At 72.0% G+C, this 16,671-nt stretch carries 12 protein-coding genes; 4 read left to right on the top strand and 8 right to left on the bottom strand.

The features are described from left to right. Positions 1-117: 117 nt before the first annotated feature. The 6 genes from ABT053_RS23895 to ABT053_RS23870 form a co-directional block, all read right to left on the bottom strand. Complete coding sequence (locus tag ABT053_RS23895; RefSeq protein WP_350971444.1) at positions 118-4,062, bottom strand: cellulase family glycosylhydrolase; 3,945 nt, start codon at positions 4,060-4,062, stop codon at positions 118-120. Positions 4,063-4,789: 727 nt separating this feature from the next. Continuing rightward, entirely contained in the window at positions 4,790-5,929 is a 1,140-nt protein-coding gene (locus tag ABT053_RS23890; protein ID WP_350971443.1) for an alpha-amylase family protein, read from the bottom strand. Next, entirely contained in the window at positions 5,926-7,185 is a 1,260-nt protein-coding gene (locus ABT053_RS23885) for a glucarate dehydratase family protein (RefSeq protein WP_350971441.1), read from the bottom strand. The genes ABT053_RS23890 and ABT053_RS23885 overlap by 4 nt, the downstream gene beginning before the upstream one ends. 112 nt (positions 7,186-7,297) lie before the next feature. Further along, positions 7,298-8,158 carry a carbohydrate ABC transporter permease gene (locus ABT053_RS23880; protein ID WP_350971439.1) on the bottom strand — a complete coding sequence of 287 codons (861 nt, stop codon included), beginning with the start codon at positions 8,156-8,158 and terminating at the stop codon, positions 7,298-7,300. After that, positions 8,158-9,090 carry a carbohydrate ABC transporter permease gene (locus tag ABT053_RS23875; protein ID WP_350971437.1) on the bottom strand — a complete coding sequence of 311 codons (933 nt, stop codon included), beginning with the start codon at positions 9,088-9,090 and terminating at the stop codon, positions 8,158-8,160. The genes ABT053_RS23880 and ABT053_RS23875 overlap by 1 nt, the downstream gene beginning before the upstream one ends. Beyond that, positions 9,090-10,388, bottom strand: a complete 1,299-nt coding sequence (locus tag ABT053_RS23870; RefSeq protein WP_350971435.1) for an ABC transporter substrate-binding protein — start codon at positions 10,386-10,388, stop codon at positions 9,090-9,092. Before ABT053_RS23870 ends, ABT053_RS23875 begins: the two co-directional genes overlap by 1 nt. Before the next feature lie 123 nt (positions 10,389-10,511). Here ABT053_RS23870 and ABT053_RS23865 point away from each other — a divergent pair, with 123 nt between their 5' ends. The 3 genes from ABT053_RS23865 to ABT053_RS23855 all read left to right on the top strand — a co-directional run bounded on the left by ABT053_RS23865 (position 10,512) and on the right by ABT053_RS23855 (position 13,519). Next, positions 10,512-11,288, top strand: coding sequence for an IclR family transcriptional regulator (locus tag ABT053_RS23865; protein ID WP_350971434.1), 777 nt, complete (start codon positions 10,512-10,514; stop codon positions 11,286-11,288). Position 11,289: 1 nt separating this feature from the next. Then, a complete protein-coding gene (locus tag ABT053_RS23860; protein ID WP_350971433.1) occupies positions 11,290-12,075 on the top strand; it encodes an NAD-dependent epimerase/dehydratase family protein in 786 nt (261 codons plus the stop codon). 205 nt (positions 12,076-12,280) lie between these two features. After that, positions 12,281-13,519 carry an ROK family transcriptional regulator gene (locus ABT053_RS23855; RefSeq protein WP_350971431.1) on the top strand — a complete coding sequence of 413 codons (1,239 nt, stop codon included), beginning with the start codon at positions 12,281-12,283 and terminating at the stop codon, positions 13,517-13,519. 153 nt (positions 13,520-13,672) lie between these two features. Here the strand turns inward: ABT053_RS23855 and ABT053_RS23850 are convergent, their stop codons facing one another. Both ABT053_RS23850 and ABT053_RS23845 read right to left on the bottom strand, forming a co-directional pair. Beyond that, the gene (locus ABT053_RS23850; protein WP_350971429.1) at positions 13,673-14,584 is read right to left on the bottom strand and encodes a serine hydrolase; all 912 of its coding nucleotides are present in this window, start codon (positions 14,582-14,584) and stop codon (positions 13,673-13,675) included. Continuing rightward, the gene (locus ABT053_RS23845) at positions 14,581-15,474 is read right to left on the bottom strand and encodes a LysR family transcriptional regulator (RefSeq protein ID WP_350971428.1); all 894 of its coding nucleotides are present in this window, start codon (positions 15,472-15,474) and stop codon (positions 14,581-14,583) included. The genes ABT053_RS23850 and ABT053_RS23845 overlap by 4 nt, the downstream gene beginning before the upstream one ends. Positions 15,475-15,585: 111 nt before the next feature. Here ABT053_RS23845 and bla point away from each other — a divergent pair, with 111 nt between their 5' ends. Then, positions 15,586-16,554, top strand: coding sequence for a class A beta-lactamase (gene bla / locus ABT053_RS23840; protein ID WP_350971426.1), 969 nt, complete (start codon positions 15,586-15,588; stop codon positions 16,552-16,554). Positions 16,555-16,671: the final 117 nt, after the last annotated feature.

The raw sequence follows: 16,671 nt of genomic DNA, 5'->3' as shown, positions 1-16,671 counted from the left end.
GAGCGCGCGGGTCGTGACGCGTACCGCTGCCGGAATTCCGTTCCGGCTTCCGGGTGGTACGCGAGGGCGCGCCCGTCGGGGGGGCACGCCCTCGCGCGTTCGGTGGGACTCCCCCGGTCAGAAGTCGTCGGCGGTGCGGATCCGGTCGCGGATCCAGACGCCGGCCTCCTTCAACCTGCCCGTCCCCGCGTACGGGCCGTTCGGGCAGGTGCCCGCGGTGAAGACCGCGCCGGTACGGGAGTCGTCGGAGTAGTTCCAGTTCGTCCAGCTGATCTTCTTCTGGGCCATCAGGTCCAGGTACTGCTGGGACCTGCCGAAGTTGTTGCCGCCGTCGCCGGAGGCGGTCTGGGTGCCGAACTCGGTCACGAAGATCGGCAGGAGGTCGGCCGCCCGGGACAGCGCGTTGAGGTACTCGGTGCCGTGCGAGGCCGCGTAGAAGTGGAAGGTGTACATGATGTTCGTCCCGCTGACCGGGTTGGCGCGGATGGTGTCGGTCTGGTCGCCGGGACCGGAGACGCCGAGCGAGGACCAGTCGGGGGTGCCGACCAGGACCGGGGCGTCCGGGTCGTACTGGCGGATCACCGGGACGAGCTGGTTGGCGTAGTTGCGGATGACCGGCCAGGTGACGGAGGAGCCGTTCGGCTCGTTCGCGATCTCGTAGAGCACGTTCCTCTTGCCGTTGTGCCGCTGGGCGATCTCGGTGAAGAACGTCCTGGCCCGGCCGAGGTTGTAGTTGGGGTCACCGGGGGTGAGCATGTGCCAGTCCACCAGGGCGTACATGCCGCGCGCGGTGGCCATCTCGATCAGCTGGTGCACCCGGTCGGTGAACGCCCGGGGGTTGGTCTCGTAGCCGCCCTCCTGGATGTACATCGAGATCCGGAGGATGTCGGCCTTCCAGTCGGTCGCCAGGGCGTCGAGCGAGGCGTTGTTGAGGCACTGGTCGTACCACTGGATGCCGTGGGTGCTCATGCCGCGCAGCTGGATCTGCTTGCCGGCCTCGTTGCACAGCCGGTTGCCGCACACCCGGAGCTGGCCGTTGGCCGCGGCCGGGGTGCCGCCTCCCCCGCCTCCGCTCGCGGTCTGGACGGTGAGCGCGGCACTGGCCGCCGAGCGGTTTCCGGCCGCGTCGCGGGCGCGGACGGTGTAGGTGTACGAGGTCGACGCGGTCAGGCCGGTGTCGGTGTGGCTCGTGCCGGTCGCCGTGGTCACCAGGGTGGTGCCCCGGTAGACCTCGTAGCCGGTCACCCCGACGTTGTCGGTGGAGGCGTTCCAGGCCAGCGACACGCTGCTCGACGTCGTGCCCGTCGAACGCAGACCACCGGGCACACTGGGAGCCGTGGTGTCGCCGGGGCCTCCCCCGCTCGGGCGGCCGTAGACGTCGAGCTCGTGCAGCGAGTAGCCCCAGGCGGTGCCGCGCGCGGTGCCGTACACCCGCACGTACCGGCCGGTCCCCGACACCGTCAGGTCGTCGACGCCGCCGTCCCCCGAGCTCGTGGAGTGGACGGCGGTCCAGTCGGTGCCGTTGGGAGAGACCTCGATCCGGTAGGCCGAGCCGTAGGCCGCCTCCCAGTCCAGCCGCACCCGGGAGATCGTGTACGAGCCCTGCAGGTCCACCTGGATCCACTGCGGGTCACTGCCCTCGGCCGACGCCCACCGGGTCGCGGTGTTCCCGTCCACCGCCAGGCCCGCCTCGAACCCCGGTCCCTCGATGGACGACGCCGTGGCGGGCTTGCCCCTGGAGATGAGCTGGTCCTCGTTGCCTCCGCCGCCGCTTCCGGTCTGGACGGTGAGCGCGGCACCGGCCGCCGAGCGGTTTCCGGCCGCGTCGCGGGCACGGACGGTGTAGGTGTACGAGGTCGACGCCGTCAGGCCCGAGTCGGTGTGACTCGTACCGGCCACCGTCGCCACCAGCGTGGCGCCCCGGTAGACCTCGTAGCCGGTCACCCCGACGTTGTCGGTGGAGGCGTTCCACGCCAGCGACACACTGCTCGACGTCGTCCCCGTCGAACGCAGGCCACCGGGCACGCCGGGAGCCGTGGTGTCACCGGGGCCTCCCCCGCCCGACCTGAGGAAGAGCGAGCCCGAGGCGTCCGTCATCGTGGCGTTGACCCCGGCGCCGGGGGACGCGGTGTAGTTCACCGTCTCCCGGCCCGCCCAGTCGGGGATGGTGGCGCCGCCCACCGCGAGGTGCTGGAACTTCGACGGGTCCGACGCGGAGCTGCCGAACTGGTAGACGCGCTGCCGGTCGGCGTAGTACGGCTGATAGGCCCCGCCCTGCGTGGTCTGCTTGGTCAGGTCGTTGTTGTAGAAGACGTTCTGCGGGCCGCTCGACCCCGACCACTTGGCCGCCTTCGGGCCTGCCGCCCACCAGATCGGCCACCAGGAGGAGTCGTCCGGCGTGCCGCCGCCCTCGTCGCCGCAGTTGGTGCGGCAGTTCTTCGAGGCGTGCTGGAACGGCACGGCCACCTTGTTGTTCTCGAACAGGTTGCGCCGCTCCCAGCCGCCGTGGACGTTGAGGTCGGAGTCGAAGTCGTTACCGACGACGACGTTGTTCGAGGCCGACCACTGGAACGTGAAGTGGCGCAGGTTCCGGCTGGTGTTGTACGCGTACAGGGAGTCCCAGACGCGTGAGCCGCGGAAGTAGCCGTTGCCGCCCTTGCCCTTGTTCCACGAGCCGTCGAAGGACGACTCCTGGACCTGGATGTTCTTCGCGCTCTCGGTGACCACGGCGTGCGAGCCGGTCATCTCGGTGCCGACCCGGCGGATCCAGCTGTTGGCCGCCCACTTCAGCACGATGCCGTGCATGGCGTACTCGGGGGCCATGTTCCCGTAGTCATGCACGGCGTCGGCCCGGTTCAGGTTGTAGGTGCCGCCGCCGAGCTTGGGCATGTTGGTCATGTCCTGGGTGATGGTCAGGTCCTCGATCCCGACCCCCTGGACGACCTTGAGCGGGGTGACCCGGCTGGGGTAGACCGTCCCGGCGATGGCCGGGGAGCCGTCGGAGGTGGAGTCGAGGGGGAGGTCGTACTCCAGCGGTTTGTCGATGGTGACGTTCCGGCCGGCGGTGTCGACCGCGGTGATCTGGAAGATCTGCTGCCGCATGTGCAGGTTCATGTACTGCGCGGTGTTGGTCACCGTCTGCTGCTGGTAGAACTTGACGCTGTTGGCGGCCCCCACCCACAGGTGGCCGCCGACCCTGAACCGGCTCATGTCGGCACCGGTGGCCAGCCTGATCACGTTGGTCCCGATGGCCGAGGCCTCCCGCAGCGGGACACCGGTGGCCCAGTGCTGGTTGACGCTGCCCTCGAAGATGTCCTTGCGGTTGGCGGGCGCGGAGGCGTACTCGGCGGCGTACCTGCTCGCCACCTCCCGCGTCTGCACGCGGAGCAGGCCCCGGCCGGGCCAGGTCCAGCCGCCCTTGCCCGAGCCGTGCGTCGCGCCGTCCTCGTCCCAGTCGCTCCCGTCTGGGGTGAGGGTGTCGTAGCGGGTGTTGGCGTCCGGGCGGAAGACGAGGACCGTCCTGCCCATCCCCGCGCCCTTCAGCACGAGGTAGTCGGCGTCCAGGCCGAGCTGCCTGGTGACGGTGATCCGGCCCTCGGGCAGGGTGATGGACGACAGCCGGGTGTAGCCCGCCGCCGGGCTGCAGGCGGTCCGGATCTGGTCGATCGCGGCCTGGAGGCCGCCGGTGGCGTCGGAGCCGTCCGCCCGTACGCCGAACTGGGCGGCGAGTTCGGCCGCGGTGATGTGGCAGGCGGCGTCGGGACCGGCCTGGGCGGCCTCCGGCAGGGCCGCGCCGCCGCGGTAGCCCGCCCTGCTCCAGTCCGGCAGCCCGGGGACGGGCGCGCGGCGGTTGGCACTGGTCAGATCGGGAATCGCGGCGGCCCCCGCCGCGGTGGCTGCGGCCGCGGGGGCTGCCGTGGCCGCGGCGGTCGCGGCCTGGGGGGCCATGCCGACCATGGACGGTACGGCGATCGTGAGTACGGTCACGGCGGCCGCCACCAGCGAGCGGCGGCGCCTGGGACGATCTTGCGTGGGGGGTGAGGGGTGCACCTTGCGTGACATCGGCACTCCTGGCGGAGGGGGGTGGGGGGTGCGGGCGAACGCCCCGTGAAGATCGGGGGCGTTCACCCGGGCAACTAATCGTTAGGAAGCTTTCCTAACTATGGCGGAGCGTAAATGGCCGCTCGCCGTTACACAAGAGGCAATCTTCCGTTGGGGCCGTGGCCTGCGGAGCGTGTGTCGCCGGGCCTCTGGCGGGCCTTGGACAGGGCTCGGAGGAGTTCCGGGCAGGCTCGCGCCGACAGCGCGCGCGACCGCTCCGAGCTGCGACGATGCCCGTACGGCGGGCATGCCGAGGGTGCGCGCCACCCGCGAGGGTGCGGGTCCGCCCGAGGCGTGTCAGGGCGCGCGTCGCCCACCGGGGTGCCGGGTCCGCCCGGCGGGCGCGTCAGGGCACGACGTCGCCCGCGAAGGGTGCCGGAGGCCGCCCGCCGGGGTGTCGGGGGGCGGCCGCCGGGGTGCCGGAGGCCGCCCGCCGGGGTGTCGGGGGGCGGCCGCCGGGGTGTCGGGGGCCCCGCCGGGGTGTCGGGGGGCGCGTCGCCCGCGGAGGGTGTCAGGTCCGGCCGGTGGCCGGGTCACCGGCGCCGGACGGCCGGACGGACCGCGTCCGGGTCGTCCGGGTACCGGCGCCTGTCATTCCGGTGTCACATATTCATCCTTTCCCACACCGCCACGACGACGTCTCCGTCGCGTCAGGTGCGACACGGTCCGGCTCCGGAGGCCGTGGGGGTCACGGCACACCGGGTCTCGCGATATTCGGACACGCGTCGTGGCCCGTCCCGGCCCCGAGGGAGCGCAGGGTGCCGGCGATCGCGGCCAGCCGGGATCGGGAGGCCAGGCCCGCGTGGTAGACGTGGATCTCGTCGGCCCCGGCCGAGCGGTAGGCGTCCAGGGTCTCCGGGGTCAGGGTGGCGGGTGGAAGGGCGAGGACGGACGCGCCCACGCGGGTGCCCGGGGCCGCCAGGGCGCGCAGCCCCCGCAGGCGGGCGATCCCGGAGGCGGGGTCGTCCCAGCAGTTGGCGACGAGGACGTCGGCGCTCGGGGCCGCGGAGACCCGGCTGAAGGCGCCCGCGGCCCAGGGGTCGGGGTTGGCGTGCAGGGTGACGGGCAGGCCCGCCGCCTCCAGCCGTAGGGCGTGCTGCAGGTCCCGGCCGAGAGCGCCGCGCAGTTCCCGGACGACGGGCGCGAGGTCGCCGAGGGCGGCCTCGACCGACGGGGAGGCCGTGTCGACCCCGGCCCGCACCCGCTCGCGGGTTCCCTCCGGGTAGCGCGGGGCGCAGACCGCGCAGAAGCACAGGGACAGGAGGTCGAGCTGGGCCGGGGTCCAGTCGGCACCGGCGGTTTTCTCGTGTGTGCCCAGGTGGCGGACGCCGAGCGGGCCGCACGCCTCGAGGACGAGCCCGTCGGGGGCGCCGAGTTCGGCGATCTCCCTGACCAGGGTCCGGCAGTAGTCGACGACGTCGGGGTGCGACGGGCACAGGGCGTAGGGGTAGCGGTCGCCGAAGGCGTTCCGGACGGCCAGGGACGGGTGGGCGGTCCCGAGGTGGGAGTTGTGGGTGACGATGGTCCAGGCCTGGACGGCGAGCCCCGCCGCGCGCAGCGCGTCCGCGGCCCGGACGAACGCGTCGGGCGCCGTCCAGGTGGGGGCGGCGGGAACGAGCCTGCCCCAGGAGCCCGTACGGACGGGGACGTAGAGGGCGGGCCGGGCCTCGACGAGGCGGTGGGCGGGGTGGAACGGGGTGGCCGCCCGCACCGAGTGGTACGAGGCGGCCAGCGCCACCGTGTCCGCGCCGAGCCGGGCGAGGCGTTCGGGGGCCGCGGGGTCCCCGACGACGTCCCAGGGGTAGGCGTAGATCACTTTCGCGGTCACCAGCGGGGCCTCGCCGGGGAGAAGCCGGGCTGGAACGTCCGCATGTAGGAGGTGTCGTCTCGTTCGGTGAGCCCGCAGGCGAGGTACTGCTCGTGCATCGCGCCCAGGGCGTCGCGGTCGAGTTCGACGCCGAGTCCCGGCCCGTCCGGCACGCGGACCGCGCCGTCGTCGAACCGCAGCGCGCCCGGCCTGACGACGTCCTGCCCGGCCTGCCAGGGCGTATGGGTGTCGCAGGCGTGGGCGAGGTTCGGCACGGCCGCGGCGAGGTGGGTCATCGCGGCGAGGCTGATCCCGAGATGGGAGTTGGAGTGCATGGACAGCTGCAGGCCGAAGGTGGCGCAGAGCCGGGCGAGCTGCGTGCTGCGGACGAGCCCGCCCCAGTAGTGGTGGTCGGACAGCAGCACGCCGACGGCCCCCTCCCGGATGGCGGCCGGCAGGTGGTCGAAGGTGACGACGCACATGTTCGTGGCCAGCGGCATCGGGACGCGCGCCGCCACCTCGGCCATCCCGGCGAGCCCGGGTGTCGGGTCCTCCAGGTAGTCGATCGTCCCGGCCAGCCTGCGGCCGACGTCGATCGAGGTGGGCACCGACCACGCCCCGTTCGGGTCGATCCTCAGCGCGGCGTCCGGGAACGCCTCCCTCAGCGCGAGGACGGCCTCGACCTCCACGTCGGGCGGGAAGACGCCGCCCTTGAGCTTGATGGAGCGGAAGCCGTACTCCTCGACGAACCTCCGCGCCTGCGCGACCAGGCCGTCGGCGTCGAGCGCCGCCCCGAACTCGTCGTCGGGCTCGCCGGGGTGCGCGGCCCACTTGTAGAAGAGGTAGGCGCTGTAGGGCACCCTGTCGCGGACGGCCCCGCCGAGCAGGTCGCAGACGGGACGGCCGAGGGCCTTGCCCCGGATGTCCAGGCAGGCGACCTCGAACGGGGAGAACACCCGGTCGAGGGTCTTCTCCCTGGTCGCGACCCCGGTCAGGCCGTGCTTGTCGGTCACGACGTCACCGCCGACGACCCGGCCGACCTCGGCGTAGACGGCGTGGTGGTGGTGGACGTCGATCCCGGTGAGCCGCCGGGCGGCGGCCCGGACCTTCGTGAGGTGGGCGAGGTCGCCGTAAGTCTCGCCGAGCCCGCTGAGGCCGTCGTCGGTGCGCACCTCGACGATCGTGCGCAGCGCCCAGGGCTGGTGCACCCCCGCGGCGTTCAGCAGCGGCGGGTCCCGGAACGCGACGGGCGTGACGCGGACGTCGCTGATCAGCATGGTCACTCCCTCACGATCCACGGGCCGGTGCCGGCCGGTTCCCCGGGAGGCTCGCCGCCGGGGCCGAGGGGGGTGACGGGAGAGAGAAGGACACCGTCGAGGTCCACGGTTTTCAACCCTTCACGGCGCCGGCGACCAGTCCCGAGAGGAACGTGCGCTGGAACGCCAGATAGACGATCAAACTGGGCAGCAGGGCGAGGAGGGCTCCGGCGAGCAGCGCGCCGGGCCCGACGAGCGGGTCGGAGCGCAGGGAGGCGAGCGCCACCGTCAGGGTGTAGTCGTCGGGGGTGCGGGCGACGATCAGGGGCAGGAGGTACTGGTCCCAGATCATGTTGAAGCCGAAGATGACGATGACGCCGATGGCCGGCTTGCAGAGCGGCAGGACGATCTGCCCGAAGATCCGCAGCTCGCTCGCGCCGTCGCAGCGCGCGGCCTCCTCCAGCTGGCGCGGGATCTCCTTCATGAACTCGCTGAGCACGAAGATGGAGAAGCCCCAGCCGCCGAGGGGGAGGATCACGCCGAGCACGGTGCCGCGCAGGTCGAGGCCGAGGCCGGGCAGGTCGCCGATGACCAGGGAGAGCGGGATCGCGATGACCTCCTCGGGGAGCATCATGGTCGCCAGGATCGCCAGCAGCACCAGCGCCTGCCCCCGGAACCTCCTGCGCGCCAGCGCGTAGGCGGCGAACACGCTGACGCTCACCTGCAGCAGCAGCGCGCCGCCCGCGATCACGACGGAGTTGTAGAAGTAACGCCACAGGCCCTGCTCGGCGGCGACCTCGAAGTTCTCCAGGGTCGGATCGTGCGGGTAGAGGGACATCCTGCCGGGGTCGGCGGCGTTGTCGAACGCGCCGGCGAAGACCGAGACGAGCGGCCCGCAGAAGACGACGAGGACGACCGCGTAGAGCAGGACGCGCAGGCCGGTGGCGACGGGGTGCTTCCTTCCCCAGCCCCAGCCGAGCGTGGTCTCGAACATCAGATCTCCTTTCGCCTGCGGTAGAGGGTGACGCAGACGGTCAGGGTGAGAATGACGAGGAACAGCAGGACCGAGGCGGCCGAGGCGAACCCGATGTCGCCGGACTGGAAGCCGAGGGTGTAGATGCGGGTCATGACGACGTCGGTGGAGCCGGCGGGGCCGCCCGCGGTCAGCACGAACACCTCGGTGAAGATCCGCAGGCCGCGGATGCACGCGAGGGTGACGAGGATGGTGACGACCGGCCGCAGCGCGGGCAGGGTGACGAAGCGGATGCGCTGCCGCAGGCTCGCGCCGTCGAGGGCAGCCTGCTCGTAGAGCTGCCGGTCGATCCCGGCGAGACCCGCCAGGATGATCATCATGTCGTAGGGGGCGTGCTTCCAGATGCCGACGACGCTCACCCACCACAGCGCGGAGTCGGGGTCGTCCAGGAAGCCCTGCGGGCCGAGCCCGAACCAGCCGAGCACGCCGTTGAGCATGCCGTCCGCGGCGGGGAAGTAGAGCAGCCGCCAGACCTCGCCGACCACGGCGATCGCCGAGACGACGGGCAGGAACGCGGCCGAGCGGACGAACCACAGCGTGCGCGCCTTGCCCTCCAGCAGCAGGGCGAGGCAGAACCCGATGAGCATGGCGCCGCCCGTCTGCATCACGGCCAGGTAGAGGGTGTGGCCGATCGCCGCGCGGAAGCTCTCGTCGGTGAAGACCTGGCGGTAGTTGTCCAGGCCGACCCACTCGTCGCCGAGGAACGGCTGGACCTTGAAGAAGCTGAGCCAGACCCCCTTGGTCATCGGGATGTACTTGAAGTACAGGAAGATGATCAGCGCGGGGGCGAGGAACAGCCAGGGCAGGAGCCGGGGGCCGTACCTCCGCCGGCGCGGGGAGGCCCCCGGGCCTCTGGAGGTGGCACGGGGGCGGGACGACGTGGCCAGCGTCATCAGCCGGCCTTCTGCTTGGCCAGCTCGGTCCTGAACGAGCCCGCCAGCTTGGTGAGTTCGGCCTGGACGTCGGCGCCGCAGTTGGCGAAGATCGAGTTGAGGGTCTCCGCGGCCTGCTGGCGCAGCGGCGTCCAGTTCGGCACCTGCGGGAACAGCCGTCCGTCGTTCTCGTAGATCTTCTTGATCGTCGCCCAGCGCTCGTCCTTGCGCTCGGCGACGACGTCGACGGTCGTGTTGACCGGGAGCCGGACCACCGGGTTCGGCTGGTCGGTGTTCATGCCGATCCGCTGGCCCTCGGGGCTGATGAGGAACTCGGCGAGCTGCTTCTGCTGGGCCCCGAGCTTCGAGCCCGCCATGAGGTAGATGTTCTCGCCCTCGCCCAGCACGCCCTGCCCGCCGGGACCGGCCGGGGAGGGGACGACCTCGTACCTGTCCTTGCCGAGGCTCTTGTCGAAGCGGCCCATCATCCAGGGGCCGGTGAGGTAGACGCCGGCCTTGCCGGTCTCGAAGAAGGGGTGGGCGTCGTCGGTGATGAGGGTGAGCGCGCCGGGGACCACGACCTTGTCCTCGCAGAACAGTTTCCGCATCCACTTCACCGCCTCGACCGACCTGGGCTGGTCGATGGCGGGGGTGAACCTGCCGCCGGACTCGGTGAGGAAGTCGCCGCCGCCCTGCCACAGGTAGGAGGAGGCCCACCAGGCGGTGTAGCCGCGTTCGGTGGAGGCGGGGACGAGCATGCCGTAGGTGTCGTCCTTGCCGTTGCCGTCCGGGTCGTCGTCCTGGAACGCCCTGGCGAGGGCGTCGAGCTCGGCCCAGGTTTTGGGGACGTCCTTGCCGAGTTTCTCGCGCCAGTCCTTGCGGATGAACGTGGCCACGGCCTGGGTGGAGAACGGGACGCCGTAGTACTTGCCGTCCGCGGCCCTGGCCTGGTTCCAGGCCCGGTCCAGGGTGTCGCCGGCGCCCGCGATGCCGGCGCGGTCGACCGGGGTGATCAGGCCCTGGGACAGGCCGGTGCCGAGCAGGCTGACGTCGTTGATGACGACGTCGGGCAGGTCCCTGGCGGCGGCGGCTTCCTGGATCTTGTTCTCGAAGTTCTCGTAGATCGGGACGTAGGTGACCTTCACCCCGGTCTTGGCGGTGTAGGCCGCGATCACCTTCTTGTAGACCTCCGCGGAGGCCGGCGTGGACCTGGTCCACAGCTCCAGGCCGGTGGCCTCGGACGTCGGCTCTGATCCGCACGCCGTGGTGGCGAACAGGAGCAGGGCGAGCCCGGCGATGATGCGCTGGGGGGCGGGCATCTACCACTCCATTTCATTCACATATGTAAACTCTGGTTTAGGTTGTGAACAGCGTGCCGCAACTGTAAAAATCACTCACAACGCTGTCAATAGATTTGAAAACAAGCCGGTGAGGGGTGTGGGGTGTCAACAGGGGAGAATCCGCCCGAGAAACGTCCCGTCAAATCAGCCGACCGAACAATCGAGTTACTCGAAGCACTGGCCCGCGCCGACCGGCCGGTCACGCTCACCGAGCTTCAACGGGACCTCAACTATCCGAAGTCGAGCCTCTACATGCTCCTGCGGACCCTGATCGGCAGAGGCTGGGCGGAGACCGACCGGCACGGCGTGACGTACTCCCTCGGGGTACGGGCCCTGCTGGTCGGCACCTCCTACCTGGATCGCGATCCCGTCGTCCGGGCGGCGGCGGTGGTGCTCGAACAGGTCCGCGCCGAGATCAACGAGACCGTCCACCTGGCCCGCCTCGACCGGTCCGACGTGGTGTACCTCGCCAGCCGCGAGTCCCTGCACCACCTGCGGTTCACCTCCCGCGTGGGCCGCCGGCAACCCGCCTGGGCGACCGCGCTGGGCCGCGCGGTCCTGTCCATGCGCGACGACGGCGAGAGACACATCCCCGACGTTCTCGCACCGCTGACCAAGCACACCGTGACCAGCCGTCAGGACCTCCTGCTGGAGCTGGAGAACGCCCGGCTGCGCGGCTACGCCGACGAGAAGGAGCAGAACACCCCCGGCCTGGGCTGCGTCGCGGTGCCGCTCCCCTACACCTCGCCGGTGACCGACGCGATCAGCGCGTCCGTCCCGCTGGTCCGGCTCGACGAGGCGCACCACGCGCAGATCGTGACGGTGCTCGGCGAGGCGGCCCGCCAGATCGTCCAGCTCTTCCGGCAGGAGGCGCTCTGACGTGCGGATCCTCCTCACCGGCGCGGCCGGCGCGGTGGCGACCGCGCTCCGGCCGCGGCTCGCCCGGCCCGGCCGGGTGCTGCGGCTCGCCGACGTCGTCCCGGTCGCGGACGTCCGGGCCGGTGAGGAGACGATCCTCGCCGACCTGACCGACGAGAGCGCGATGGCCGCGGCGATGGACGGCGTCGAGGCGGTCGTCCACCTGGGCGGGCTGAGCCGCGAGCACCCGTGGGCGGACATCCTGCGCGTCAACGTCCACGGCACGCAGGTGCTCCTGGAGGCGGCCCGCCGGCGGAACGTCCGGCAGGTCGTGCTCGTCGGCAGCCACCACGCGGCCGGGTTTCACCCCCGCCCGGACGCCCCCGACGGCCTCTCCCCCAGGCCGGACACCTACTACGGTTTCAGCAAGGCCGCGATGGAGGCGCTCGGCAGCCTCTACCACGACCGGTTCGCGATGAACGTCGTGGCGATCCGGCTGGGCTCGTGCGCCGAACGGCCCCGCGACCTGCGGGCACTGTCGACCTGGCTGTCGTACGACGACTGCGCCCGGCTGGTCGAGGCGTCCCTCACCGCCCGGGGTTTCCACCTCGTGTGGGGCGTCTCGGCGAACACCCGCCGCTGGTGGTCGCTCGACGCGGCCCGCGCCCTCGGGTACGTGCCGCGGGACGACGCCGAGGTCCACGCCCCGCGGCTGCTGGCCGAGCTCGGCGAGCCCGACCTCACCGATCCGGTCCACGATCTGGTGGGGGGCGCGTTCTGCGAACGCGAACTCGGCGTCTTCTGGTGACACGCGCCTCTCCCCGTGAACCTCGCTCCACGAACGACTGGGAGGGCACACCCGCCGGGGCAACGGGGAAATACTCCCTTGGCCACCGGCCGGGGTTCTCCCGGTGTGACAGGATCGGTTCCAGTGCTCGCGGTCGGCGTGGCCGCCCCGTCCCGCCGTCGCGGCGCGCAACGATGGCAAGCCCCGAGTCGTCAGGATCCCCACGATGCTGAAAGCCGGTCGGTCCCAGGAGGAGATCCGCCAGCACAACCTTGGCGCTCTGCTCCGGCACGTGCACCTGGGCGGCCCGCTCTCCCGTACGGAACTCGCCGACCGGATGGGCCTGAACCGCAGCACGATCATGGGGCTGACCGGGGAGCTCACCTCGGCGGGCCTGGTCCGCGAGGAACTCCCCAGGGACACCGGCAGGGCGGGCCGGCCGTCGCTGGTGGTCCGGCCGGAGTCCGACCGGGTCTACGTGCTGGCCTTCGACGTACGGGTGGACCGGCTGGTCGCCGCCAGGGTCGGGCTGGGCGGAACGGTCCTGGACCGCAGGGAGGCGGTCCGGCCGCGCGCCGGGGCCGACCTCGACGACGTGGTCGGCACCCTCGCCGGGTTCGCCCGCCGGATGTACCGCGAGGCTCCCCTGGACGCGATGTGCGTCGGGGTGGGCGCGGCCTACTGCGGCATGATCAGGCCCGGTGACGGGATGGTGCGCTTCGGTCCCAACATGGGCTGGGTCGACCAGGCCTTCGGCACCGAGCTCGGCCACCGGCTGGGGCTCGGGCTCCCGGTGGCGGTGGGCAACGAGGCCCACCTGGGCGCGCTGGCCGAGCACGAGCGCGGGGTGGGCGTCGGCTTCCGGAACCTCGTCTACCTGCACGGGGACGTCGGCGTGGGCGGCGGGATCATCGTCGGCGGCAAGCTGCTCGACGGCGACGGCGGGTACGGCTGCGAGCTCGGGCACATGATGGTGAACCCGTACAACGGGCGGCCCTGCGGGTGCGGCTCGCGCGGCTGCCTGGAGGCCGAGGTCGGCGAGCAGGCCCTGATCGACGCCGCGGGCCGGTCCGCCGAGCTGTCAGGCCGCGAGGGCGCGCGGGCCGTGGTGGACGCCGCCGGTCGCGGGGACGTCGCGGCCCAGGACGCGCTGCGCCGGATCGGCGACTGGCTCGGCATCGGGGTGGCGAACCTGATCAACCTCTTCAACCCCGGCCTGGTGGTCTTCGGCGGGATGCTGCGCGGGGTCTACCAGGGCGCGGCGGCCCAGGTGCACAGCCGGGTCGAGGCCAACGTGCTGGTGATCTCCCGGGAGAGGGTACGGCTCCGCACCTCGGCGCTCGGGGACGACGCCACCCTGACCGGCGCGGCCGAACTCGCCTTCTCCGAGGTGCTGGCCAACCCCCTGGAGGTGCTCGCCCAGAGTGCCGGTCGGACCGGAGGGGCGTACTCCGCCCCACGGTGACCGGCCCGCGCCAGGGCCTCCGCGCCCCGTTCGCCCGGGAGGCGAAGACCACCCGCCGGACACCCCGGCGGGCTCACACTCCCGCAATCGCCGCCGACCCGACCCGTGGCCTGTTCCCGCCGTGTTCCGCACCTGGAGGGAGAGTGGCTCCGTTCACGGGTGTCGCAGCCGGTCGCGGAGTGTGCGCGCGACCTGTGCCATGAGCGCCTCGGCTCCGGGCTGGCTGATGGCCGGGACGCGGGACTCGGTGAGCACGACGACGCCGAAGACCTGGCCGTCGGCGTGCTCGACGACGCCGATCTCGTGGCGGAGGTTGAGAAGCGTCCCGGTCTTCGAGGACCACTTCGACGCGTCGGAGCTGAAGTCGGGTGCCAGCCGATGCCGTAGCAGGTTATCGCCCATGAGGGCCCGCACGCGCTCGCTGACGCCCGCGTCGATGCGGGACGGGGTCCACAGCGCCCGCAGGAGTTCCATGAGCGCTCGCGCGGACCCCGAGTTCGCGCGGGTCACGTCAAGGAGCGGGATGCGGTGTCCCCGCCCGGCCGTACCCGCCTCGATGGCGAGGAAGTGGGCCAGGTGGGCGTCCGCCGGGTCGAGGCGTTCCGCCGGGGTCTCGGAGAGTTCCCGCATGGTGTGACGCACCGCGATGCCCTGGATCCCCAGCTCGGGCAGCAGCGCCGAGACCTCGGCGGGCGGGGTGAGGGCGAAAAGCGCGTCCGCCGCCGTGTTGTCGCTCACGGAGGTGCTGAGGTAGAGCAGGTCGTCGACGGCGATCCGGGCCGGGTGCCGGAATTTGCTCAGCCCGGTCGGCCCCGAGGCGGTGATCCCGCCCGGTCGTACGGTGACCTGCGTGGAACCGTCGAGTTCGCCCCTCCGGATGCGTTCGAGCGTCGCGACGGCGAGCGGGATCTTGACGACCGAGGCGATCGGGAACTCCAGATCCGGCTCGATGCCGAGCTCCTCGCCGGACCGCAGGTCCCGGACCAGGAACGATCCGCTCAGCCCGCCGTCGTCGAGCGTCCGCCGGAGTTCGCGGATCAGGTTCGCGGCGTTCGTGGCGTTCACGGCGTCTCTCCGTCCTGTTCGTGCGCGCCCAGGCAGCGGGCGATCGCGTGCCACAGCCGGGTCCGGATGCGTTCCGCGTCGTCCCTGACGGCGGCGGCGACGGCGAACCCGCGGACGAGGTCGACCTCGCCGACGGGACGCCAGTGCAGGCCCAGCTCCTCGGCCTGCTTGGGCGAGCACAGCAGGAGATCCGTCGAGCCGAGGACCTCGGCGGTGGCGGCGGCGAGCGTGGTGGAGACGGTGACCTGCGCGGGCTGGAGACCGACGGCGTCCCGGATCCGGAACATCGGGTCGCGGATGTGGGGGACGTCGTCCTCGGGCTGGATCCAGATCCGGCTCCTCCTCGACGACCGCTCGGCCCGGCCGGCCCGGAGGGTCTCGACGTAGACGGTGTCCGCGATCCGGTCCGTGGCACCGGCGAGCCCGAGCCGCACCGACCAGGTCGCGTCGCCCGGCGGCACCGCCGCGAGGGCGGCACGGGCCTCACGGGAGCGGACGAGTTCCGTCCGCCCGGCCGGGGCGGCGGCGTGGAGATCGAGATGCACACCGTTCCGGCGCGCCTCCGCGTCGAGCCGTGCCAGGTCGCGCGTGGTGCAACTGTCGGGAACGGCGAGGCGGAGGGGGTTGAGCCTGGCGCGTTTCGCCTCGTGCTCCAGGTCGTCCGCCAGCCGCACGAGACGCTTCGCCGGCGGCAGCATGTCACGGCCGAACTGCGTGAGCGTCGCCCCGCGCGACGACCGGTCGAACAACCGCTCCCCGAGATGTCTCTCCAGGGCGGCGATCCGGCGGCTCGCGACCGACTGCGGCACCCGCGTGGCCGCCGCGCCCTCCGTGAAGCTCCCGCGCTCGCTCACGTTGACGAACGCCCTGCACGCTCCCAGGAGGTCCATGACGCAACCTTATGCCGTTTCAGCATGGAAACCATCATTTCTGTCTTTGACGGCATGAAAGGACCACGCGAGACTTCCCGTCGAATCCCGTCCACCGCTGGAAGGCATCGCATGCTCATCCGTCCCAGCCGACGCGCCACCCTTTCGGCGCTCGCCTCGCTCACGCTCGTCCCCCTGGTGGGTGCCGCCCCGGCCGCCCTCGCGACCGCCGCCCCGCCGGTGACGGCACCGGCGCCGGTGGCCGTGTCCACGGTGTCCACGGTGCCCGCGCGCACCGATCGGGCCGTCAAGGAGCTGCGCACGCTGGAGGCGTCCTTCAAGGGCCGGATCGGCGCGTACGCCGTGGACACCGCCACCGGCAGGACGGTGGCGTACCGGGCGGGCGAGCGCTTCCCGCTGCTGTCCACCTTCAAGGCGCCCCTCTGCGCGGGCGTGCTGCACAGGGCGCGCACCTCCGAGCCCGGCCTGATGAACAAGGTCGTCAAGTGGACGGCCGCCGACGTGAAGCCCGGCTCGCCGGTCACCGAGAAGCACACGGACGACGGGCTCACCGTCGCGCGGCTGTGCGAGGCGGCCATCACCCGGAGCGACAACACCGCGGCCAACATGCTGCTGAGGCGGATCGGCGGCCCCGCCGGGCTGACCCGGTACTTCCGGACGCTGAAGGACCCGGTCTCCCGGCTGGACCGGTGGGAGACCGAGCTCAACGACTGGAGCCCCAAGGAGAGGCGCGACACCACGACGCCCGCGGCCATGGGCCGCACCCTGCGCGCGATCACCGTGGGCAAGGCCCTCGGCGCCAAGGACCGGGAGCGGCTGAACGCCTGGCTGATCGCGAACACGACGGGAGACGAGCGCATCCGCGCGGGCCTGCCCAAGACCTGGACGATCGGCGATAAGACAGGGACGAACTCCGACGGATTCGGCGGCGGGCACGACATCGCCGTCGTCTGGCCCGGGAAGGGGGCCGCTCCCGTCATCATGGCGATCTACACCAACCGCACCCCGGGCCTCGCCGCCGACAACGGGACCGTCGCGAAGACCGCCACCATCCTGGCCCGCGGGCTCGGCAGGCTCTGATGCCCGGCCGGGGGACGAATGCCGGGCGGCTGGTCGCGATCGGGGCGGCGGCGGGGCTGCTGGTCGCGGGGATCGCGTTGCCGGCCGTGGGAGGCGCGGGCCTGGGCTTCGTGTCGG

The sequence above is a fragment of the Streptosporangium sp. NPDC002524 genome, from assembly GCF_040295985.1.
GTDB lineage: Bacteria > Actinomycetota > Actinomycetes > Streptosporangiales > Streptosporangiaceae > Streptosporangium.
The sequence above is the reverse complement of the archived record's forward strand: the minus strand, read 5'-3'. Positions and strand labels throughout refer to the sequence as shown.

Bases quoted from the DNA above. Each gene is read 5' to 3' on its own strand.
- ABT053_RS23895 (WP_350971444.1), bottom strand. From the start codon at position 4,062: ATGTCACGCAAGGTGCACCCCTCACCCCCCACGCAAGATCGTCCCAGG.
- ABT053_RS23885 (WP_350971441.1), bottom strand. From the start codon at position 7,185: ATGCTGATCAGCGACGTCCGCGTCACGCCCGTCGCGTTCCGGGACCCG.
- ABT053_RS23880 (WP_350971439.1), bottom strand. From the start codon at position 8,158: ATGTTCGAGACCACGCTCGGCTGGGGCTGGGGAAGGAAGCACCCCGTC.
- ABT053_RS23875 (WP_350971437.1), bottom strand. From the start codon at position 9,090: ATGACGCTGGCCACGTCGTCCCGCCCCCGTGCCACCTCCAGAGGCCCG.
- ABT053_RS23870 (WP_350971435.1), bottom strand. From the start codon at position 10,388: ATGCCCGCCCCCCAGCGCATCATCGCCGGGCTCGCCCTGCTCCTGTTC.
- ABT053_RS23855 (WP_350971431.1), top strand. From the start codon at position 12,281: ATGCTGAAAGCCGGTCGGTCCCAGGAGGAGATCCGCCAGCACAACCTT.
- ABT053_RS23845 (WP_350971428.1), bottom strand. From the start codon at position 15,474: ATGGACCTCCTGGGAGCGTGCAGGGCGTTCGTCAACGTGAGCGAGCGC.
- bla (WP_350971426.1), top strand. From the start codon at position 15,586: ATGCTCATCCGTCCCAGCCGACGCGCCACCCTTTCGGCGCTCGCCTCG.